Annotated in this window: 16 protein-coding genes; 10 read left to right on the top strand and 6 right to left on the bottom strand. The window is 71.0% G+C overall.

The window, feature by feature from the left end:
• Nucleotides 1-63: 63 nt before the first annotated feature.
• From ABZ027_RS24925 to ABZ027_RS24915, 3 genes are all read right to left on the bottom strand, one after another.
• Nucleotides 64-1,746 (bottom strand): phospholipid carrier-dependent glycosyltransferase, encoded by a 1,683-nt coding sequence (locus ABZ027_RS24925; protein ID WP_356771946.1) that lies wholly within the window; start codon nucleotides 1,744-1,746, stop codon nucleotides 64-66.
• Between the two features lie 92 nt (nucleotides 1,747-1,838).
• Nucleotides 1,839-3,767 carry a phosphatase PAP2 family protein gene (locus tag ABZ027_RS24920; RefSeq protein WP_356771944.1) on the bottom strand — a complete coding sequence of 643 codons (1,929 nt, stop codon included), beginning with the start codon at nucleotides 3,765-3,767 and terminating at the stop codon, nucleotides 1,839-1,841.
• Nucleotides 3,768-3,943: 176 nt separating this feature from the next.
• The gene (locus ABZ027_RS24915) at nucleotides 3,944-4,852 is read right to left on the bottom strand and encodes a BadF/BadG/BcrA/BcrD ATPase family protein (RefSeq protein WP_356771942.1); all 909 of its coding nucleotides are present in this window, start codon (nucleotides 4,850-4,852) and stop codon (nucleotides 3,944-3,946) included.
• 319 nt (nucleotides 4,853-5,171) lie between these two features.
• On the opposite strand from ABZ027_RS24915, the gene ABZ027_RS24910 reads away from it, so the two are divergent.
• The 5 genes from ABZ027_RS24910 to ABZ027_RS24890 all read left to right on the top strand — a co-directional run bounded on the left by ABZ027_RS24910 (nucleotide 5,172) and on the right by ABZ027_RS24890 (nucleotide 11,569).
• Nucleotides 5,172-6,305: an ROK family transcriptional regulator gene (locus tag ABZ027_RS24910; protein WP_356771940.1), complete on the top strand. Its 1,134-nt coding sequence runs from the start codon at nucleotides 5,172-5,174 to the stop codon at nucleotides 6,303-6,305.
• A gap of 274 nt (nucleotides 6,306-6,579) precedes the next feature.
• Nucleotides 6,580-7,899 carry a sugar ABC transporter substrate-binding protein gene (locus ABZ027_RS24905; RefSeq protein ID WP_356771938.1) on the top strand — a complete coding sequence of 440 codons (1,320 nt, stop codon included), beginning with the start codon at nucleotides 6,580-6,582 and terminating at the stop codon, nucleotides 7,897-7,899.
• Nucleotides 7,900-8,022: 123 nt separating this feature from the next.
• Nucleotides 8,023-8,934 carry a sugar ABC transporter permease gene (locus ABZ027_RS24900; protein WP_356771935.1) on the top strand — a complete coding sequence of 304 codons (912 nt, stop codon included), beginning with the start codon at nucleotides 8,023-8,025 and terminating at the stop codon, nucleotides 8,932-8,934.
• Nucleotides 8,931-9,833 carry a carbohydrate ABC transporter permease gene (locus ABZ027_RS24895; protein ID WP_356771933.1) on the top strand — a complete coding sequence of 301 codons (903 nt, stop codon included), beginning with the start codon at nucleotides 8,931-8,933 and terminating at the stop codon, nucleotides 9,831-9,833. The genes ABZ027_RS24900 and ABZ027_RS24895 overlap by 4 nt, the downstream gene beginning before the upstream one ends.
• Before the next feature lie 2 nt (nucleotides 9,834-9,835).
• Nucleotides 9,836-11,569: a hypothetical protein gene (locus ABZ027_RS24890; protein ID WP_356771931.1), complete on the top strand. Its 1,734-nt coding sequence runs from the start codon at nucleotides 9,836-9,838 to the stop codon at nucleotides 11,567-11,569.
• Between the two features lie 15 nt (nucleotides 11,570-11,584).
• Here the strand turns inward: ABZ027_RS24890 and ABZ027_RS24885 are convergent, their stop codons facing one another.
• Nucleotides 11,585-12,301 carry a nucleoside/nucleotide kinase family protein gene (locus ABZ027_RS24885; protein WP_356771929.1) on the bottom strand — a complete coding sequence of 239 codons (717 nt, stop codon included), beginning with the start codon at nucleotides 12,299-12,301 and terminating at the stop codon, nucleotides 11,585-11,587.
• 101 nt (nucleotides 12,302-12,402) lie between these two features.
• Between ABZ027_RS24885 and ABZ027_RS24880 the strand changes: the two genes are divergently transcribed.
• The 5 genes from ABZ027_RS24880 to ABZ027_RS24860 all read left to right on the top strand — a co-directional run bounded on the left by ABZ027_RS24880 (nucleotide 12,403) and on the right by ABZ027_RS24860 (nucleotide 18,914).
• Nucleotides 12,403-13,140: a beta-phosphoglucomutase family hydrolase gene (locus ABZ027_RS24880; protein ID WP_356771927.1), complete on the top strand. Its 738-nt coding sequence runs from the start codon at nucleotides 12,403-12,405 to the stop codon at nucleotides 13,138-13,140.
• Complete coding sequence (locus tag ABZ027_RS24875; protein WP_356771925.1) at nucleotides 13,137-15,494, top strand: glycosyl hydrolase family 65 protein; 2,358 nt, start codon at nucleotides 13,137-13,139, stop codon at nucleotides 15,492-15,494. Before ABZ027_RS24880 ends, ABZ027_RS24875 begins: the two co-directional genes overlap by 4 nt.
• 207 nt (nucleotides 15,495-15,701) lie before the next feature.
• Complete coding sequence (locus ABZ027_RS24870) at nucleotides 15,702-17,198, top strand: hypothetical protein (protein ID WP_356771923.1); 1,497 nt, start codon at nucleotides 15,702-15,704, stop codon at nucleotides 17,196-17,198.
• A 102-nt stretch (nucleotides 17,199-17,300) separates the two neighbouring features.
• Nucleotides 17,301-18,155 (top strand): proteasome subunit beta, encoded by an 855-nt coding sequence (prcB, locus tag ABZ027_RS24865; RefSeq protein WP_356771921.1) that lies wholly within the window; start codon nucleotides 17,301-17,303, stop codon nucleotides 18,153-18,155.
• A gap of 468 nt (nucleotides 18,156-18,623) precedes the next feature.
• Nucleotides 18,624-18,914 (top strand): DUF6355 family natural product biosynthesis protein, encoded by a 291-nt coding sequence (locus ABZ027_RS24860; RefSeq protein WP_356771919.1) that lies wholly within the window; start codon nucleotides 18,624-18,626, stop codon nucleotides 18,912-18,914.
• A gap of 90 nt (nucleotides 18,915-19,004) precedes the next feature.
• Here the strand turns inward: ABZ027_RS24860 and ABZ027_RS24855 are convergent, their stop codons facing one another.
• Nucleotides 19,005-19,964: a hypothetical protein gene (locus ABZ027_RS24855; RefSeq protein WP_356771917.1), complete on the bottom strand. Its 960-nt coding sequence runs from the start codon at nucleotides 19,962-19,964 to the stop codon at nucleotides 19,005-19,007.
• Nucleotides 19,965-19,975: 11 nt separating this feature from the next.
• Nucleotides 19,976-21,448, bottom strand: coding sequence for an APC family permease (locus tag ABZ027_RS24850; protein ID WP_356771915.1), 1,473 nt, complete (start codon nucleotides 21,446-21,448; stop codon nucleotides 19,976-19,978).
• Between the last annotated feature and the right edge of the window lie 54 nt (nucleotides 21,449-21,502).

Here is a 21,502-nt window from a genome sequence, read left to right as displayed (position 1 = left end):
AAGCATGTGACGCACTAGAAGCGGACCACCTCGGGAGAAGCGGATCACCCCCGGAGAAGCGGATCACCGCCGGTAGATCGTGATCGAGTGACCGACCTCGTCGATCGGGCGACTGCTGTCGATCAACTCGGCCAGCCTGCCGGTCGCCTTGGCGGCCGAGGAGTCGGACACGACCAGCAGCCCGCGCACCGTACGCACGGGCACCCCCCGTGGATCGGCCGCGTCGATGCCGTAGTACGACGGCACACCACTGCCCTTGTACACGAGCCAGATCCGCTCGCCCCGGTACCGTTCGTGCAGCCGGTCGGCGAGCCGGCCCAGGTCCTGACCCCAGTCGACGTTGGAGTCGTGCAGGTGCAGCCGGGTCTTCGCCGGACCACCGAACGCCTCGTTGGAGTACGGCAGATAGTAGGGGTACGTCCGCAGTGAGCTCACCGCGACGAACAGCACCAGCGCCCCCGTCACGGCCGGCGCCCACCGCCACCGCACGGCGACCACACAACCCGCGGCCACCGCCAGGAACATCGGCAGGAAGACGACGTAACGGGTGCCGAAGTCGCGGGCCCCCTCCATGGCCGTGGCCAGCAGCAGAGCCGAGGGCACCAGCAGGTACGGCGCCGCGGGCCGCAGCCGGGGCACCATGCACACCACGACGGCGCCGGCGGCCCACAGGGCCAGCAGGCCGATCGGGGTCTTCACCAGCAGCGCGGCCGGCAGGTAGTACCAGAGGGCCCCGGTGTACACCCTGCCGAAGAGGAAGCCCTCCCACGGATGGTTCTCCAGACCGAACTGGATGCGCATCCCGTCCCGGTACGACTCCGGGAACGGCATCAACTCGACCAGCAGCCCCCGCTTCCCGTGCACCGAGGGCACGTACTGGACGGGCGACCAGCGCAGCCGCGGATCGACGGCCAGGTACGTCGCCCAGACCACGGCGACCGCGACCAGCGCCACCACGGCAGCGCCCACGGCCGCCCTCAGCAGCGCCCGGCGACGGTCCGGGGACCGGCCCGCCGGAGAGGACCACACCGACACCCCGGCCAGGACCAGCAGCACCGGAATCGCCGCCAGCGTGCTCATCTTGGTGGCCAGGGCAGCGCCGAGCGCCACCCCGGCGAGCGGCAGGAACAGCCGGGGACGTCGACGCGCACGCCACAGCAGCCACACCGACGTCAGCAGGAACCCGGCCGCCGGGACGTCCAGGGTGGCCAGCGAACCGTGCGCGACGACGTCGGGGGAGAAGGCGTAGAGGGCGAGAGCGACCAACCCGGCCACCGGACCGGCGAGTTCGCGGGCGAAGGCGAGGACGACCAGACCGAACAGCAGGGTCAGCACGATCACCGGGAGGCGGGCCCACAGCATCAGCCGCCAGGGGTCGTTGCCGGACTCGTACAACAGACGCTGTCCGAGCAGGCTCTGATTGCCGGTGAAGGACGGATCGACGTGCGGGTCGGCGAGCGCCACACCGACGGCGATGACCAGCTTGCCGAGCGGCGGATGCTCCGGGTTGTGGCGCAGGCGGTGTTCGTGCAGGTACTCGGCGGCGGTGCCGACGTACACCGGTTCGTCGATGGTCGGGGTCTGCTGCACGGCGGTCGTCACCATCGCGACGGCCATCTGGCCCAGCAGCAGCACCACCAGGAACGGCACCAGCCACCGCCTGCCGGGCCGCCCCGGAGACCGGTCGCCGGACCCGTCGACAGCCGTCCTCGGGTCCAGGACCGTGTGCGTCACGCGCGCCATCATCCGCCCCGCGGCGACGCCGGGCGGGCGGTGGCGGGAGCCATCGAGCGGCGTGTCATGCGCCTACTCTGCACCAGCTCCCGCCACCCGGGGCGTCACCGCTTCAGGAGTCGTACCGACAGACCTTCCGCCGTGTACACGGGTACGGCCCGCAGGCGCTCCGAGTTCAACTCGACGCGGTCGAACTGCCCACGCAGCACCGGGGCACCGAGCACCCGGACCGTACGGCCCGCGGCCGGCGGCCGGTCGGCGTCCAGTCGCAGCACCAGCGTGCTGCCCCGGCCCAGCACCGCCCGCCGCGTCACCTCCAGGACCGGCTCCTGGCCCGAGCGCAGGGTCACCTCCAGCGTGCCGGACTCCTGGGTGTAGGTGCCGTGGACCTGCAGCGACTTGCCGAGCCGGAGAGTGCCGCCCTGCACCCGCACGTCGCCGTGGCCCAGCGCGTGCGCCGACCCCGCGACGAGGACACCGTCCGCCAGCACGGTGCCGCCCGTGTACCGGTTGTGCCCCGTCAGGGTCAGCGCGCCGGTGCCGCGCTTGGTCAGCCCGCCCGGCCCGTCGATGTCGTTGCGCCAGCTGTCCGCGGCCTGGAAGCCGCCGGCCGCCGCGTCGAGCGTGACGCTCACGTCGGACTCGAAGGAGCCGTAACCGTCGGCCGCGGCGAACAGGTTCAGCCTGCCCCACTGCTCGAAACCGTCCAACAGGACGTACCCGGAGGGCAGCGCGGTGCTGCGCAGCACCGCACGCCGCTGGGCCGCGGTCAGGTACGGCAGCCGCGTCTCCAGCAGCACCTCCGCGCCCTTCGGCACGGTCAGCGACTTGTCCTCGCCACGCCTGGTGAGCACATACGTCAACCGGGGCTTGACCGCACGGGCGTTGGTGTCCCGGTCGGCGTACGCATCGGAGCCGTCCGAGTGGGCGTACGCGTACAACGTGTCCGCCGTCGTGCCGGTCTCCTGCTGGAAGTACGCCAGGGCCTGGGCGCGTGCCGCGGCCTTGAGGTCCGCGTTCGCCGGGTCGGCCAGGGTGGCGGCGGCCAGGGCGGTGGCCATGATCCGGCCGCCCAGTACGTCGACCGTCGAGTGCATGCCCGACATGATCCGGGTGTGGCTCAACTCGAAGGCGCGCGTCACCAGTTCCTGGAAGCGCTCCGGCACCGCGTACGCGTAGGCCAGCGCCGCCAGGTGGAAGGCGTTGGTGTGGCCGCTGGGGAAGCCGCCGTCGTCCACCGGAGAGGTGCTGCGCTGACGCAGCAGCTGCGTCGCCACGATCACCTCGGAGTCGTAGACGGGGTAGCCGAGCGCGTCGGTCCTGCCGGTGTCGACGACCTCGCTGTCCTCGTTCATGCGCCACGGACGCGGGTACTGGAAGGCGTACTTGCCGGGGTTGCCGGAGGCGAACGGGCCACGCACCGTGTCGACCAGTTCGGCCACCTTGCCGAGCGCCGAGTCGTGCGAGCCCGCGCCGAGCGCGGACCCGGCCGGGGCGCCCGCCGGTACCGCGTCGTCGATCTTGGTGGGCGGTGTGCCGTCGGGCGCGCCGGTGATCGACGTGACCGCCTTGGCGCCCGTCCGGTACAGGTCGGCCAGCGGCCCCAGGCCCGCGATCATCGCGTAACTCTGGTGCTGGCGGTCGTAGAGGAACGCCTCCTTGGCCTGCGCCTCGGTGCGCGCCGAGGTGAGCCGGGCGCAGTAGCGCATGTTGGCCCGCAGCACCTCCGGCATCAGCGGCGTGCCGGTGTTCCAGGCGCCGCCGGTCTTCCACACGTCGGCCATGCCGCCGAGGACGCGGACCACGGCGTTGGTCTCGGGCGTCAGGTTCGCCATGACGTTGGTCCGGTAGTCGTCCACGAACGCGACGGCGCCGGTCGCGGCCTTCGCGTCCGCGGCGGCCAGCCAGGTCACGAGGGTGGGCGCGGCCAGCACACCGGCCGAGGCACCCAGGGAGGTTTTGAGGAACCCCCTGCGGTTCACGGCGGGTTGACGGACCGACGAGGGGGAGCGGTGCCCGGCTGATGACGGCATACGTCTGCCTCTCTTGAGTTCTTCGGCCCTGCGGCCGCGGAAGGAGGTGGAGCGGTCGAACGTGACTCATGGTGCGGCACGTGACGTACGCGTCGAACGCGCTTTCCCGAGTCCGGTGAGCGAAGATCTACGGGCGAGTCGTGTCGGATCAGGGGGGATCCGGCGTCCGCCACATGTCATACGAGTGAACGGGCCATCGCCACCGCTCCGTCGACCGGCGACGCGTCCAGGGGCCGCGGACGGGCCCCGGGCACACTCTCGGCCAGGGAGGTCACGAAGGCTTCGTACAGGGCGGGTTGGGCGAGCACGGTGCTGCCGGCGACCACCACGTCCTCGACCAGGACTCCGCGGTCGGCGAGTCGTCGGATGAGCGCGGCCAGGCAACGGCCGCCCTCGGTGATCACCGCACGGGCGAGGGAGGAACCCGCCTCGGCGGCGGTGAAGACCACGGGTGCGTGCCGGCCCCACTCGGCGGACACGTCGGTGGCCCGCTCCAGGGCGGCGCCGAGTGCCGGCACCTCGTCGACACCGAACGCGGCGATGAGGCACTCGGCGAGCTCGTCGGGGCTCTCGCCACGGTCGTGGGCCGCCCAGACGGACCGTACGGCCTCACGCACGAGACCCGCCGAGCCGCCCTCGTCCCCGAGCACCGCGCCCCAGCCGCCGACCTGGACCCAGGTGTCGTCGGCGAGGCGGCCGACCGCGACGGAACCGGTGCCGGCGACCAGGCCGACACCCCGCTCGAGCCCTGCGGCGGGTACCAGGAGTTCGGCGTCGCCCATGACGAGCGCGGGCGCGTCGAAGTGCAGGTGCAGCGCGGTGCGTATCTGCCGGCACTGCCGTGGCGTCTCACAGGCGTGGCCGCCCACGGCGACGGCGGACGGGCGCGCGCCCGTCGGCAGTGCCCCGGCGACCAGCGCCGCGATCCAGGCGGCCGCGGCCACGGGGTCGTGCGGCCGCCAGCCACTGCTCGGGCGGACATGGTCGGCGACCAGGTCGTCCCCCGCGAAGGCGCGAAGGTGTGTCTTGGTGCCGCCCACGTCGATACCGACCACGAGAGGGCAGGAGGGAAGAGCGTCCGGCACGGCTCCTCTTTCGTCGTTGCGCTGGGCTGCGACGGCGGGCGAACCGTGCCTGGGACATGGGGAGTTGCTGAACTAGGGAAGCCCCGGGACGGGCTTCTGACGGGCACGGCAGGCGAGTACCGTGACGTTCGTTAGGAAGTTAACTAACGAAGTACAGTTCGTGTCAAGAGGTGTCCCGCGCTGAGCCCCGCAGTGCCCCTCAACGGGCCGCGGCGGGGTGGGGGCCGTGGACGCCAGGGCATCCCGTCGCCGCGTCCCGGAACACGATCGCACCGGGAGCGCGGCCCATGACCCGTGTGGGAGAACTGTGGAACACGACGTGGCGAGAGCCCCTCGCCTGACCGAGAGCGCGAGCGCGGTGTTCGCCGTGCTGGCCGGCGCGGGCACCGCGACCCGGCCGCAGCTCGCGACCCTGGCGGGTCTGTCCAAGCCGACGGTGTCCTCCGCCGTCGCGGAGCTGGAGAACGCCCAGCTCGCCGCCCACTCCGGCACCGCCTCCAGCGGCACCGGCCGTTCCGCCGCCGTATACCGCCTGGGCCCGGCCGCCGGGGCCGTCCTCGCCGTCGACCTCGGCCCCGCCTTCACCCGGGTACGCGGCTGCGCCCTGGACGGCACCCTGCTCGCCCAGGCCACCGGCTCCCGCCAGGACGCCGCCGACGTGGTGCGCCAGGCCCTGGACGCGCTGCCCGAAGGTGCCCCGCTGCGCACCATCGTGGTCGCCGTCGGTGATGTCACCGCGCCGCAGGAGCGGGGGACCGGCGTGCGTCCGGCGACCGCCAAGGCGGGCCCCGTGTTCGACGCCATGGCCGTCGCGCTGCCGCCGGGCGTACCCGTCCACCTCGAGAACAACGTCAACTGCGCCGCGCTCGCGGAACTGCACGAGGGCGCCGCCCGCGGCCGTGACACCTTCGGCTACCTGCGGATCGGCGTCGGCATCGGCCTCGGCATCGTGGTCGGCGGCCGGGTGCTGCGCGGAGCCAACGGCGCGGCCGGTGAGCTGGCCCGGCTGCCCTACCCGTGGGACGACGGCCGTGAACCGCGCCAGGAGGCGCTGGAGGACTACATCGGCGCCCGCTCGCTCCTGCGACGGACGGCCGAGGCCTGGCAGGACGCCGACGGCCCGTGCCCCAGTACCGCCGAGCGGCTCTTCGCGCTGGCCGGGGAGGGCCGTGCCGCGGCCCGTGCCGTTGTCGACCGGCACGCCGTGGACGTGGGTCGCCTGGCCGCCGCGGTGACCGCCGTGCTCGACCCGGGGCTGGTCGTGCTGGGCGGCAGCACCGGCGCGGATCCGCAGCTCCTGCCCGGTGTGCGGGCCGAACTGTCACGGCTGAGCTGGCCCACCGAGGTGGTCAGCAGCACGGTCGGTGACCTGGGCACGGTGGTGGGTGCCGCCCGGCTCGCGGTCGCCCGGGGAGTCCAAACCGTGACCGAAGCCGCGCGGACTAAGGATTGACGGCCTCCGACTCGGTCTGCCAATGTCCGGACAAGCGCTTTCTAAGTCGGTCGGGACACCGGCTTGGGGTGAGCGTCCCGACCGTACGTGAGGTACGGCAGCCACGCGAGGGCGTGTTCGCGAGGCCACGGCCGTGAGGGCCGGGGATGCCACCCGCAGAGGCGATGCGGCCGGGCGAGGCCGTGCCCCCGGAAAGCGAACCTTCCTGCACAACGCACCCGTGCCGCCTCGGCTGGCGCCGTGCTCCGTCCCCTACGACGACAAAGGATCGAACATGACCAGTGTGGGTGTGCGGCGCTCCCGCCGACTCGGCCGCGGCGGCATACGCCGCCTGGTTCCCGTCGCTGCCGTGGCCACGGCAGGGGCCCTTCTGCTCTCCGCCTGCGGGGGGTCCGACTCCGGCGGAACCTCCAAGTCGCTGACGTTCTGGATCTCCACGGTTCCGGGGCAGGACGCGGGCTGGAAGAAGATGGTGGCGCAGTACAAGAAGGAGACCGGCGTCTCCGTCAAGCTCGTCAACATCCCCTACGACGGCTACTCGACCAAGCTGCACAACGCCGCGCAGGCGAACTCCCTGCCCGACGTGGCGGCCGTGCCGGCGCTGGACCCGATCTGGTCGAACAAGCTGATCGACCTCAGCTCCATCGCCAACAAGAAGAGCAACAACATCAACCCCAACTTCCTCGCGAAGGACTCGTCCGGGAAGGTGCTGTCCATCCCCTCGGACGTCACCGCGTCCGGCATGTTCATCAACAAGTCGTTGTTCAAGAAGGCCGGCGTCTCCTTCCCGACCTCGCCCCAGAAGACCTGGACCTGGGACGACTTCATCAAGGCGGCGAACGAGGTCCGGGAGAAGACCAAGGCCAAGTACTCCCTGACCTTCGACCAGTCCCCGTCCCGCCTGCGCGCCATGGTGTACGAGATGGGCGGGAAGTACGTCCACGCGGACTCCTCCGGCAAGTTCTCGGTGGACAGCGCGACCAAGAAGGCCGTGAACACCTTCGTCGGGTGGAACGACAACAAGACCATGCCGAAGTCGGTGTGGACCAGCGGCGCCGACCCGTCGGCCATGTTCCAGAGCGGTGACGTGGTCGCCTACTGGTCCGGCGTGTGGCAGGTGCCCGCCTTCGCGGACAGCATCAAGAAGTTCGAGTGGGCGAGCGTCCCGACACCCGCCCAGCCGGTCCAGGCCAGCGACGTCAACAGCGGCGGCATGACGGTGGGCTTCAACAACAACGGCGACGCGGCCAAGGCCGCGACGAAGTTCCTGTCCTGGCTGTACGAGCCGGACCACTACCGCGAGCTGTGTGAGACGTCCGGGTTCCTGCCGGTCGAGAACGATCTGAACCCGAAGTACCCCTTCACCTCCGAGGCGGCACAGGCGGCGTTCAAGCTGTACAACGAGGAGATCCCGCTCTACGCCCCGATCTCCGGCTACTTCAACAGCGCGCAGACGAAGTGGGTGCTGAAGGGCAAGAGCCTCCCCGACGACCCGACCAAGGCGGAGCTCGGCAAGGCGATCAACGGCCAGCAGTCGGTCGGTAAGGCCCTGGACAACATCGTGTCCATCTACAACCAGCAGGTCGGCGGCTGAGCGTGGGCCAGTGGGCCCGGGCGGCGGAGTCGATACACCGTCGCCCGGCCCCGGCGCCCATGTGACGCCGGGCTCATGGCGTGAGCCCAGAGGAACCCATTCCACCAGCACGGAGTCAGGAAGATGACAAAAAGCGCCTCGGACGTGTCCGCGAGCCCGCCCAGGAGACGCAGTAAGTACACCCTTGCGCCGCTCGTCCTGATCGCGGCCAATGTCGTGCTCTTCGCGCTGTTCTTCGTCTGGCCGGCGGTGATCGGGCTCGTCTACTCCTTCACGAACTACACGGGCGTGGGGGTGTTCCAGTGGGTCGGGCTGGACAACTACCACAACCTGTTCGGGGACTCCACGTTCTACGACGCGCTGTCCCGGACCCTGCTGTACACCGTCCTCTTCGTCCCGCTGAACTTCGCCGTCTCGCTGCTCGCCGCCAACCTGGTGGTGAGCAAGCACGCCAAGGGCTCGTCGGTCGCCCGTGTCATCTTCTTCATCCCGTGGCTGCTGTCGCCCATCGTCGTGGGTGTCCTGTGGCGGTGGATGTTCGGCGAGAACTTCGGACTGGTCAACTACGTCATCGAGAAGTTCGGCGCAGACGCCGTTCCCTGGCAGTCCAACGCGGACCTCTCGTTGCTCGTGGTGGTGATGGCGGCGGCCTGGGCCTGGACGGGTTTCACGATGCTGCTGTTCATCGCGGCGATCAAGAACGTACCGGTGTCGTACTACGAGGCCGCCTCGCTCGACGGCGCCGGCCCCTGGCGCCAGTTCTTCAGCATCACCCTGCCGAGCATCGCGCCCACCTCGTTCATCGTCATCCTGCTCAACACGATCAACTCGATGAAGGAATACCCGGTGTTCGTCGCCCTCAACAACGGCGGACCCGGAACGTCGAACAACCTGATGGTCCAGTACATCTACGAGACCGGCTTCAAACGGGGCCAGATCGGCTACGCGAGCGCCGCGTCGTTCGTGCTCATGCTCATCCTGATGGCCGTCGCGATCATCCAGCTGATCGTCAACCGGCGGGTGGAGAACCGATGACAACCACTGACATCCCGCGCCCGGCCGACGTCGGCTCCGGACGGCGAGTCTCCAAAAAGCGGCCCCGTAAGACGGCCACCGGTGGGCTGCGGCAGGCGGTGTCCGCGACGACACTGCTGTGGATCATGGCGTGCTTGTACGGGATTCCGGTGCTGTGGTTCGTCCTCAGCTCCTTCAAGCCTGCCAGCGACCTGTTCTCCTATCCGCTGACGCTGGTCCCGCACAACCCCACCCTGTCTGGATTCGAGGCGGCCTGGGACAGCGCGAACTTCTCCCAGTACTTCATCAACACGGCCATCGTGTGCGTGATCACGACGATCCTCACGGTGGGTGTCAGCTGCTGCACCGGGTACGCGCTGGCCAAGTACGACAACAGATGGCTCAAGGCGTTCTTCCTCTGCATCCTTGCCACCACGATGCTGCCGGGCGAGGTCATGCTCGCCCCGGAGTTCCTGGTGGTCCGCAACCTCGGCCTCTACAACTCCTTCGCCGGCATCATCCTCCCGGCCGTGCTCACCGCGACCGGATGCTTCATGTTCCGCCAGTTCTTCCTGACGGTTCCCGACGAACTCGTGGAAGCCGCCCGCATCGACGGCGCCCGCGAACTGGCGATCTTCGCGCGGATCATGGTGCCGCTCTCCAGGCCCATCATGCTGACCCTCGCCATCCTGTCCTTCCAGTGGCGGTGGAACGACTACATCTGGCCGCTGCTGATGCTGAACGACCCCAACAAGTTCACCGTGCAGATCGGCATCCAGAGCATCGTCGGCGCGCAGAACATCAACTGGTCGGTACTGCTGGGCGCCTCGGTCATCTCGATGATCCCGCTGATCGCCATCTTCCTGGTATTCCAGCGCTACGTCATGGGCGCCGACATCAACGCCGGACTCAAGGACTGATCTTGCACACCCAGCTCGACCACGAGTTCGTCCGGTCGGTGGCCCGCGCCGCCGACCGGCTGGCCGTCCCGCTCACGGCCGACCCCGACGAGGAACCCGCCGGTGTACCGCACCGTGGTCTGGCGCGGCGGGTGAAGACCCTGGTCGCGGCATACCGCTCCCCGGACTCCGCCCTGCACGGCAGCGGGCAGGCCGTCGCCGCCGCGACGACCCACCTCCGCGCACTGCGGGCCGCGCAGACCACCACCGGCCTCTTCGCCGGCGGCGACAACGTGCAGTCGCCGCCGGACTCCGCGTTCACCGTCAACGACGTGTGCGACGCGCACGCCCTCGCCGCTGGTGCGGGGCCGGAACTGCGCGACGTCACGGCCACGCTCGCCGAGATCGCCCGCGCCTCCTCGGACAGTCTCCTGACCGGTGGGGTGCACACCCCGAACCACCGTTGGGAGCTGTGCGCGGCGCTGGCCCGGCTGCACCGGTCGTTCCCCGACGACCGGCTGCTCCACCGCGTCGAGGAGTGGCTCTCCGAGGGCGTCGACATCGACGCGGAGGGTCTGTACTCGGAACGCAGCGCCAACTACGCGGCCCACGTGTCCAACCCTTCACTGCTGCTGCTGGCCGACGTGCTCGGCCGTGCCGACCTGCGGGACGCCGTCGAACGCAATCTCGCCACCACCCTGGACCTCATCAGGCCGGACGGCACGGTGGAGACCGTCCACTCGCGACGGCAGGACCAGAACGACCCGTTCCCGCTGGCGCCCTTCCTGCCGCACTACCGGCTGATGGCGGTCCGCACCGGCCGGGGCGACTTCAGCCGGGCGGCGCGGCTGGCGGCCGCCGGCGGCATCGACGACCCCGACCTGCTCGCCGAGACCCTGCTCACCCCGGACCTGTGCCGCACGCTGCCGGCACCGGCCGCGGAGACGCTGCCCCGCGCCCGGTACCTCACCACCGCGCGTCTCGCCGCACATGCCTCGACCACCGCGCACACGGTGGTGTCCGGCGGCTCCGACGTGCCCGAGCACCGGCGCATCCGCTCGGGCCTCGCCTGCAATCCCACCTTCCTGCGCCTGTTCGCCGGCGACGCCGTCCTCGACGCGGTCCGTCTCTCGCGGGGCTTCTTCGACCTGGGCCCGTTCCGCGCCGCCGGCATGCGACAACTGTCCGACAGCCGGTACCGGCTCACCGAAACCCTCACGGCCGCCTACTACCAGCCGCTCCCGCCGGACGGGCGACGGGACGGCGGCGACTACCGGATGGCGGACGAGGGTCGCTTCTCGGCCGCGATGGCCTTCGCGGACCGGCCTCGGGACGAGGTCTCGCACACGACCCGCGTCGAGGTGGACCTGCGGGAAGACGGTGCCGACCTGCGGATCGACATCAGCGGGCCACGGGTGCCCTGGGCGCTCGAGCTGACCTTCCGGCCGGGCGGCGTGCCGGAGGGCGCCGTACCGATCGGCGACGGACGCTGGTGCCTGGCGAACGGACCGATGACCTACCGGGTCGGGGACGACGAGATCCGGGTCGAGGCGGGCGTCGAGGCAGGCGAACCGCTCGTCGGGCCGGACCGGGGCGATGTACTGCGGTACGACCCGGGTCAGGACTACACCGTTGTGGGCGGCACCGATGCGACGACCGGGAACCGCGTCTACATCGGTGGACATGGCCCGCACACCCTGACCGTGGCACTGCACGCCCGCCGGTCCGCACCTGCCAAGAATCACGCCGTGGAGTAGCGGTAATCCCCCCGCTCAGCAGCCGGTGTCCGTTCCAACTGGCCCCGGTTCACCGCCAGTACGGGGGCGCCCATGCCGATCCGGCCACCCAACGAGGTCGCGCACCACCAGGTCCGCCCGCTCACGGGTCGCCGCGACCAGCCGCGCGTTGCGCTCGTCCGAGCGCAGCACCCAGGCCACCGCCTCCTGGTGGCTCTTGCCGAACTCCTCGTGCCGGGCCACCAGCCGCCGAACCCGCTCGTCCTCGTCCGGCGCGCAGAACCACACCTCGTCCAGTTGCGCCCGGACCCGGGACCACGCGCCGGTGTCGAGGAGCAGATAGTTCCCCTCGGTCACCACCAGCCGGGCCGTCGGCGGCACCGCGATCGCCCCCGCGAGGGGCTGCTCCAGCACTCGTTCGAACCCGGGCGCGTACACGACCTCACCGCCCTCGTCCCGCTCCTCACGCAGCCGCCGCAACAACGCCGCGTACCCGGCCGCGTCGAAGGTGTCGGGCGCGCCCTTGCGGTCCCGTCGCCCGAGCCGGTCCAGCTCGACGTCGGCGAGGTGGAAACCGTCCATCGGGACGTGCGCCACCCACGGCTCCCCCTCGCCGTTGAGCGTACGCACCAGCTGCTCGGCCAGCGTCGACTTGCCCGCGCCGGGGCTGCCCGCGATGCCGAGCAGGGCACGGTGGCCCAGGCGGGGGAGGGCCCGGGCCCGCGCGAGGAGGTCTTCGAAGGTCAGCGGCACAGAGCCGAGTGTGTCAAAGAGCGGGGGACACCTGTCGTGAAGGCACCCCTTGTGGCGTGCGCCACCCACTGGATGCGGTCCAGCGGGGAACCGGGTTTTGTATGACGGAGCTCGGACTTCCCGAAGACATCCTGGCCTGCCTCTTCGACCTCGACGGCGTGGTCACGAGGACGGCCGTCGTGCACGCCGCCGCCTGGAAGGAGATGTTCGACGCGTTCCTGCGCGAACGCGACGGCGAACATTTCCGGCCTTTCGACGACAGCGACTACGACGAGTACGTCGACGGCCGCCCCCGCGCCGACGGCGTCCGCGCCTTCCTCGCCTCCCGCGACATCGAGTTGCCCGAGGGCCGGCCGGACGACCCGCCGAGCGCCCCGACGGTCCACGGACTCGGCAACCGCAAGAACGAACGGGTCCTGGAGAAGATCCGCACCGACGGCGTGGAGGCCTACGACGGCACCCTGCGTTACATCGCCGCGGCGCGCGCCCGGGGCCTGCGCACCGCGATCGTCTCCTCCAGCGCCAACTGCCGCGACGTCCTGCGCGCGATCGACGCCGAGGGCCTCTTCGACGTACGCATCGACGGAGTCGTCGCCGCCGAGCGCGCGCTGCCGGGCAAACCGCGCCCCGACACTTTCCTGGCCGCCGCGCGGGACCTGGGCGTGGACGCCGCGCACTCCGCCGTCTTCGAGGACGCCCAGGCCGGCATGGACGCGGGCCGATCCGGCCACTTCGGATACGTCGTCGGTGTCGACCGGGTCGGACAGACCGATGCCCTGTACGCGCACGGCGCGGACGTCGTCGTCAAGGACCTCGCCGAACTGGGGGGCAACGCGTGATCAGCAACCGGTCCTACACCGTCGAGCCCTGGGCGGTCCGCGAGACCGACCTCAACCTCGACGTGCTCGCCCAGAGCGAGTCCGTGTTCGCGCTGTCCAACGGCCATGTCGGCTGGCGCGGCAACCTCGACGAGGGCGAACCGCACGGCCTGCCCGGCTCCTACCTCAACGGCGTGCACGAACTGCACCCGCTGCCCTACGCCGAGGCCGGCTACGGCTACCCCGAGTCCGGGCAGACCGTCATCAACGTCACCAACGGCAAGGTGCTGCGGCTGCTGGTCGACGACGAGCCGTTCGACCTCCGCTACGGCCGCCTCGTGAGCCACGAGCGCACCCTGGACCTGCGCCGGGGCGTGCTGGAGCGGACCTGCGAATGGGTCTCGCCGGCCGGTTCCCGGGTCCGGGTGCGCTCGACGCGGCTCGTCTCCCTCACCCAGCGGGCGATCGCCGCGGTGGCGTACGAGGTGGAGCCCGTCGACAGCCGCACCCGGGTGGTCATCCAGTCGGAACTCGTCGCCAACGAGAGCCTGCCCGAGCCGAACGGCGACCCGCGTGCCGCCCGCGCCCTGAAGTCGCCGCTGGAGCCGGAGGAGGACTTCGCCTCCGGCTCCCGGCTGCGCCTGGTGCACCGCACCCGCCGCAGCGGCTTCCGGGTCGCCGTGGCCGCCGACCACGTCATCGACGGACCCGAGCGGACCACGACCAGCAGCGAGAGCAACGTGGACGTGTCCCGGCTGACCGTCACCTCCGTCCTGGAACCCGGACAGCGGCTGCGGGTCGAGAAGGCCGTCGCCCACGGCTGGTCCGCGGTGCGTTCCCGGCCCGCGATGAGCGACCAGGTCGAGGCGGCGCTGGCAGCGGCGGCGCACGGCGGCTGGCAGGGCCTGCTGGACGAACAACGGGAGTACCTCGACGACTTCTGGGCCCGTGCCGACGTCGAGGTCGACGGCGACGAGGAGATCCAGCAGGCCGTCCGCTTCGCCCTCTTCCACGTGCTCCAGGCCGGCGCCCGCGCCGAGCAACGGGCCATCCCCGCCAAGGGACTGACCGGATCCGGCTACGACGGCCACGCCTTCTGGGACACCGAGACCTTCGTCCTGCCCCTGCTCACCTACACCGCCCCCGACTCCGTCGCCGAGGCGTTGCGCTGGCGGCAGCAGACGCTGCCGGCCGCCCGGGAACGCGCGGCCCAACTCGGCCTCGGTGGCGCCGCGTTCCCCTGGCGGACCATCGAGGGCTCGGAAGGGTCCGCGTACTGGCCAGCCGGTACGGCCGCCTTCCACGTCAACGCCGCCATCGCGGACGCGGTGGTGCGCTACACGGAGGCCACCGGCGACACCGGCTTCGAACGTGACACCGGCGTCGAACTCCTGGTGGAGACCGCGCGGTTGTGGCGCTCGCTCGGCCATCACGACCACCACGGCGTCTTCCACATCGACGGTGTCACCGGCCCCGACGAGTACAGCGCGGTGGCCGACGACAACCTGTACACCAACCTGATGGCCAGGGCGAACCTGCTGGCCGCCGCCGACGTCTGCGAACGCCACCCCGAACAGGCCGCCGCTCTCGGCGTCGACGACGAGGAGAGCGCCACCTGGCGGGACGCCGCCGAGGCCGTGCACGTCCCCTACAACGACGAACTCGGCGTCCACGAACAGCACGCCGGCTTCACCCGCTACCAGCGCTGGGACTTCGCCGGCACGAGCGCCGACCAGTACCCGCTGCTGCTGCACTTCCCCTACTTCGACCTCTACCGCAAGCAGGTCGTCAAACAGGCGGACCTGGTGCTGGCGATGTACATGTGCAGCGGCTTCTTCGAGAAGTACTGCGACGAGGAGCAGATCGCCCGCAACTTCGCCTACTACGAGCCGCTGACCGTACGGGACTCCTCGCTCTCGGCGTGCTGTCAGGCCGTCGTCGCCGCCCAGGCCGGACATCTCGGCCTCGCCTACGACTACACCGCCGAGGCGGCGCTGATGGACCTCGCCGACCTGGAACAGAACACCCAGGACGGACTGCACGTCGCGTCCCTGGCCGGCACCTGGACGGCCCTGGTCGCCGGTTTCGGCGGCCTGCGCCGGGACGGCACGTCACTCAGGTTCACCCCGCGCCTGCCGGACCGGCTCAGCCGTCTCGCCTTCAGCCTGCAGATACTCGGCAGGCGGCTGCGCGTGGAGATCGGTCCGGACAAGGCCACGTACACCCTGCTGTCCGGTGAGCCCCTGACGATCCGCCACCACGGTGGCGCCCTGACCGTGAACGGCGACGGCCCCGTGGTCCGCGCGATCCCGGCCCACAAGCCCCGCCCGGCCCCGGAGCAGCCTCCGCACCGCCGCCCCGACGTCCGGCGCTGAACCCTGGGGCGGGCGCCGCGGACCGCGCACCCCCTAGGGCCGACGACTTCCGGACGAGGCGTCAGGCACCTGGCCGAATACGACCCTGCACATCCATGCGCCGCGGGTTAGTTTAGCCGTGTATTTCAACATTTGTTCGAACCTGCCTTCGGCTCGACGGGCTGCGAGGCCTGGACATCCTACGAGACGTAGGAGTGAGGGTGGACGATGACGCACGGCACGAACGCCATGCTCGTCGGTGTGAGACGAGGCGACCCGGCGACCGTGCCCGGCGCGTTCTGGCGCAGGCGTGACAGCCGGTTACTCGCGGCCGTCGCCGGCGCCTTCACCCTCGCCCAACTGCTCCTCGTCCGCCCAGGACTGGGCCTCGGCTGGGACGAGACGGTGTACGTCAGCCAGGTCGGCGCCCAGGCCCCGGCGTCCTACTTCAGCGCACCGCGCGCCCGGGGCATATCCCTGCTGGTGGCGCCGATCGCGTCCTGGTCGACCTCCACCGAACTGCTGCGCGTCTACCTCGCGCTGCTGTCCGGCCTCGGCCTCTACCTGGCGCTGCGGGTCTGGCGCGGACTGTTCAGGACCCGGGTCCTGGCCCTGGCCGGGGCGCTCTTCGCCAGCCTGTGGGTGACCCTGTACTACGGCCCGACGGCCATGCCCAACCTGTGGGTGGCCCTCGGCGCCCTGATCACCGTCGGCTGCTTCCTGCGCGCCCGCACGGACCGCCTCGACCGGCGCGCCCTGTGGGGCGTCGCGGCGGGCGCCACGCTCATGGCGTGGATGCGGCCGACCGACGCCGTATGGGTCACGCTGCCGCTCCTCGCCCTGGTGGCGGCGGACCGCCTGTGGCGCCCCGCGCTCGCGCTCCTCGGCGGGCTCGCCGCGGGCGCGGGGGAGTGGGTGATCGAGGCGTACGTCAGCTACGGGGGCCTGGGCCGGCGGCTGTCCGACGGCTCCGACATACAGGGCGGCCTCGGCCTGTACTTCGCCGTCGACGACCAGTTACGCAGCCTGGGCGGACGGGGCCTGTGCCGTCCCTGCAGCGGCCCGCTGCCCCACCCGGCGGTGATGGCCTGGTGGTTCGTCCTCCCGCTGCTCGCCGTCGTCGGACTGGTGATCGCGGTGCGGGCCCGGCGCACCGGACCCACCCTGGTGCCGCTGGCCTGCGCCGCGACCGCCGCCGTGCCGTACCTGTTCATGATCGGTTACGCCGCCCCGCGTTTCCTGCTGCCCGCCTACGCCCTGCTCGCGATCCCCGTCGCCGACGCGCTTGTCCACCTGGTCACCGGGCCGAACGGCCGATGGCGCCCGGTGGCCGCCGCCGTGGTCGCCTTGGGGCTGGCAGGACACCTGGCGGTGCAGTACGCCGTCCTGGAGCGCACCGTGGACCGCACCGGCGCCGACCGCCGTGTCTGGGCCCGCACCGCCGACGAACTGCACCGCCTGGGCATCCGTCCGCCCTGCCTGCTCACCGGACACGAGGCCCTCCCCGTCGCCTACTACACCGGCTGCTCATCGGCGGCGACCAGCGGCCCCAACGCCAACAGCACCGAGGCGGACATCCTGCGCACCGCCCGCCGTATCCCGACCGCCACCCTCGTCCGGCCCGGCGGCACCCCACCGCCGTACGCCCACGACTGGAAAGCCCGCCGCTCCCCGGGCCCCGACCTGCGCCTCGCGCCGCCCCCGGCCGATGGCGGGCACCGGTGACGTCCGGCGCGAGGCGCTGTGCGGCGCACCGGCGTTTCCGGTCCGCACACACCTGGTAGGACTCACGTTGTCGGTGCACGGACGAGACGAGGGGGGACGGCCATGACATGGAACGAGGACGGCGGACGCTTACCGGAGGAGTTCTTGACCCCGGGGACGTCGTCGTTCACCGATTTCCTGGCCGCACACCGCCCCGAACTCCTGAGCACCCGCCGTGTCCTGCCGGACGGTGTGGCCGCCGCACCCGACCGGGTCCCGCACGGCACCACCATCCTCGCCCTCACCTTCCGGGACGGGGTGCTGATCGCCGGGGACCGACGGGCGACCATGGGCAACCTGATCGCCCAGCGCGACCTGGAGAAGGTGCACCCCGCCGACGACCACACGGCCGTCGCCTTCGCCGGCACCGTCGGACTCGCGCTGGACCTGGTGAAGCTCTACCAGGTCGAGCTGACGCACTTCGAGAAGATCGAGGGCGTCGCCATGACGCTCGACGGCAAGGCGCGCCGCCTGGCCGGCATGATCCGGCAGAACCTCGGCCAGGCCATGCAGGGCCTCGCCGTCGTACCGCTGCTCACCGGCTACGACGCCGCGGCACCCGAGGGCCGCGAGGGCCGCATCTTCAGCTTCGATGTCGCCGGCGGGCTGTACGAGAAGACCGACTTCCACGCCGAGGGCTCCGGATCGCCCTACGCCCGGGGCGCCTTGAAGAAACTGTTCCGTCCGGGCATGGACCGGCGCGAGGCCGCCCTGGCGGCGCTCCAGGCCCTGTACGACGCGGCCGACGACGACTCCGCCACCGGCGGCCCGGACCTGAACCGCCGGATCTTCCCCATCGTGTCCGTCATCACCGAGGACGGCTTCGAGCGGCTGCCCGAACCGGAGACGGAAGCGCTGAGCCGCGACATGGTCGAGCAGCGCGGCAACCGGCCCGACGGACCGAACGCGGCGCCCTGACACGGGCCGTGACAGGCGGCTTTCCCCACTCGTGGGGAAGATCTGCCACGGGCTTTTACCGCACACGGCTTGTAGCCGCCCAAGGATGCCACCAGGCTGCTGGACGCGGCCGTGGGACCCGACGGCAAGGATCCACCTCCCGAGGACGGCCGCCCCTGACTCCGCTCCGTCCCTCCTCCCCGCGACCGCCCCCGAGAGGGGCCCGGCCCGGCGCCGCGTCCGTGGCTCCATGACGCGGCAGGAGTGGGTCAGGGTGGGCCGAACAGCGGCCTCGCGACAGGGGGAAAGCTCCGGCGCGGGAAAACGGGAAACGATCACACCATTGGCCTAGCGACAGAACGATTCGCCAGGTGAACGGCACCGCGAATGATCACATCGTGGGCCGCGCAACGACGATCCTGGGGCGGAAATCCACCGATCGGCAACAGGGCTCCGGCCCCGCTGCCTCCCCTGCCCAAGGAGATCGTCTTGCGTGTTCGTCGTATGGTCACCAGCGCCCTCGGTTCGGCCGCCCTCGTGCTCGCCACGATGGGCGCGGTGACCACCGCCGCGGGCCCGGCGGCCGCCGCCCCGTGCGGTTTCTACGAGACCGGATCCGACGCCTACTACAACCACTGCACCTCCGACGGCTCACGGGTCGTCATCAAGGTGGAGGTCGCCTGGGCGCCCGACTACGAGCGGTGCGTCGCGCCCGGCACGACCTGGCTGGGCGGCGCGAGCAAGATCGACGGCGCCTACTACGTCGGCCGCACCTGCTGACCTGCGCGCACCGTGCTCCGTACCGTCCGGCCCGCACGGTACGGAGCACCACCCCACCACGACGCGGGTCCCCTGAGCCGGGGACGCGGCTCAGGCCCGCAGTCGGAACTCCTTGCGCCACTTCACCAGTTGCTTCTCCGCGTCGCCGGTGTACGACCACGGGGTCCGGGTGGCGCGTCGGTCCAGCATCCGCAGCAACGAGGAGGCGACGTCGTGGACCCCCGCGTGACAGGCCGCGTGGGTCAGGTAGTTGACGTCACGCAACTCAGCCGGCGTCACCTCGCTCTCCGTCCGGCCCACGATCCAGGCCTGCCAGGTGCGCCACACGTCACTGACGGCCCCGTCGTTCTTCCAGTGCTGCGCGAGGCTCACGGACGCCCGCCCGTCCTGCGCGGCGTCCTGGGCGAACCGGAACTCCTCGACCCGGGCGTACTGAACCAGCACCGGCAGCGCGGAGCCGGCCGGGGCCACTCCCGCCGCGTCGCGGGCGAAGTCGTACATGAGGCCGTGCGTGCCGTGCCAGCGTGACGAGTAGTAGTGCAGGATCTGCAGGTGGCCCTCGACGTTGTACGGGTCACGCCCGAGCAACTCGTCCCACCAGCGCTCCAGTTCCTGCACCCGCACACCCGCCGGGTACAGCCGGGCCACCGAGATCAGGGAGACCCACGGCGTGGGGTCCTCCGGATAGGCCTCCGCGGCCTGCAGGCAGGCCAGCACCGCGCCGTCTATGCGGTGCTGGTCGATCGGCGCGCCCCGGCCGGCGGCGATCGCCAGGCTGAACGCCCGGGCCGTCTCGGTGGCCGCGCGCAGCACCAGCGCGTCCCCGCGACGCGGCTCGGCGGCCACCCACGACTCCACCGACGAACTGCTCGCGCAGGCCTGGGCGAGCAGCCGCACCCGGTGGCCCCGGGACGGCCAGTCGGGGCCGGTGGTGTACAGCAGTTCACGCAGTCCCTGCCAGCGGCCGATGACGATGTCGTGGCGCGCCGAAGTGAGCGCCGTGTCTCCACAGTCGGGGTCGAAGTGGGGAGCGAAACGGTCTCGCGCCATCGGGGTCTCCCTCAGAAGTCGGTGGGCAGACCCTCGTAGAACGGGGTGCGTGGGCCTGCGGCTTCATCGAGGACGTAGTCCGTCTCGACGGCACGGGAGGCGTCCAGCTTCGCGGGCCGGTAGTAGTCGCTGCCCTGCCGCCAGTACCAGAACATCGGGATCAGGCCGACCGCGAGGCCGCCGATGCCGATCGTGATCGCGGCCGAGCTCAGCTCACCCAGCGACTCGACGAACACCCAGAACATGAACAGGGCGCCCAGCAGCGGCCACAGCCCGCCGAAGACGAAGTTGGACACCGACGTCAGCAGCGTCCTGCGGTAGGCGACGACCACGGCGAGACCGGCGAGTCCGTAGTACACGGCGATCTGCAGACCGATCGCCGATATGGCGTCGGTGAGGATGTCGCCGACCGTGCCCAGGGCGTTGGAGGCGATGAGCATGCCCAGCGCCACCGTGCCGACGACCACGATCGCGACCCACGGGGTGTTCCAGCGGGCGTGCACCCGGCCCAGCGCCGACGGCATCGTACGGTCGCGGCCCATCGCGAACAGCGAACGGGTGACCTGGATGAGGGTGGTCTCCAGCGTCGCGATGGTGGACAGCATCACCGCCACGATGAGCAGTTTGCCGCCCCAGCCGGGCCAGATCTCGTCCCCGAGGACCGCGAGCACGTTGGCGTCGTTCGCCTCGATCTGCTTGGCGGAGAGGATGATGTTCACCGCGATGGTGAACGCCTCGAACAGCAGGAAGACGATGCCGACGCCGATCAGGCCCGCGAGTCCCGTCGTACGACGGCTGTTGCGGGTCTCCTCGCTCAGGTTGCTGGTGACGTCCCAGCCCCAGTAGTAGAAGGCGGCGATGAGCGCGCCGGACGCGAAGCCCCCCACGCCGTCGAAGTGGCTGAACCCGAGCCACGACCAGTCGAAGGCGAGGGCGTTGCCGCTGTGGAAGAGGGCGAGGACCACGAAGAACGCCAGGATCGCCAGCTCCACACCGGACATGACGAGCTGGGCGCGCACGGTCAGCCGGGCACCGCCGAGCACCACGAGCACCATGACCACGAACCACAGCCCGCCCACCGCCGTGGACAGCCCGGTGTTGTCGGCGAGCCCGTCGTCGAACAGGGCCAGCGTCATCGAACCGGCGGGCAGTGAACCGGCCACCATGAAGATGGTCGCCGAGATCACCAGAGCCCAGCCGCTGATGAAGCCCAGAAAGGGGTGGAGAGTGCGCCCCACCCAGGAGTAGCTGGCTCCCGCGTTCACGTCGATCCGGCCGAGATAGCTGAACGCCAGCGCGATGCCCAGCATCGGTATCGCGCAGTACAGCAGGGCGGCCGGACTGGCCAGCCCCACGGCGCCGACCAGCACCGCGGTGGTCGCGGCCAGCGAGTAGGCCGGCGCGCTGCCCGCCACCGCCATCACGACGGTGTCGAACGTGCCGAGGGCGTTGGCCTGTAGCCCTCTGCCCCTCACATTGCTCATGGTTGCGCTGCTTTCCGTCGTGCGCGACGCGAGGGCCACGAGGCCGTGCGACGT

Source organism: Streptomyces sp. NPDC006332 (genome assembly GCF_040612855.1).
Classification (GTDB): Bacteria; Actinomycetota; Actinomycetes; order Streptomycetales; family Streptomycetaceae; genus Streptomyces.
Note: the sequence above shows the minus strand (reverse complement) of the source record. Positions and strands in the feature narration are given on the sequence as shown.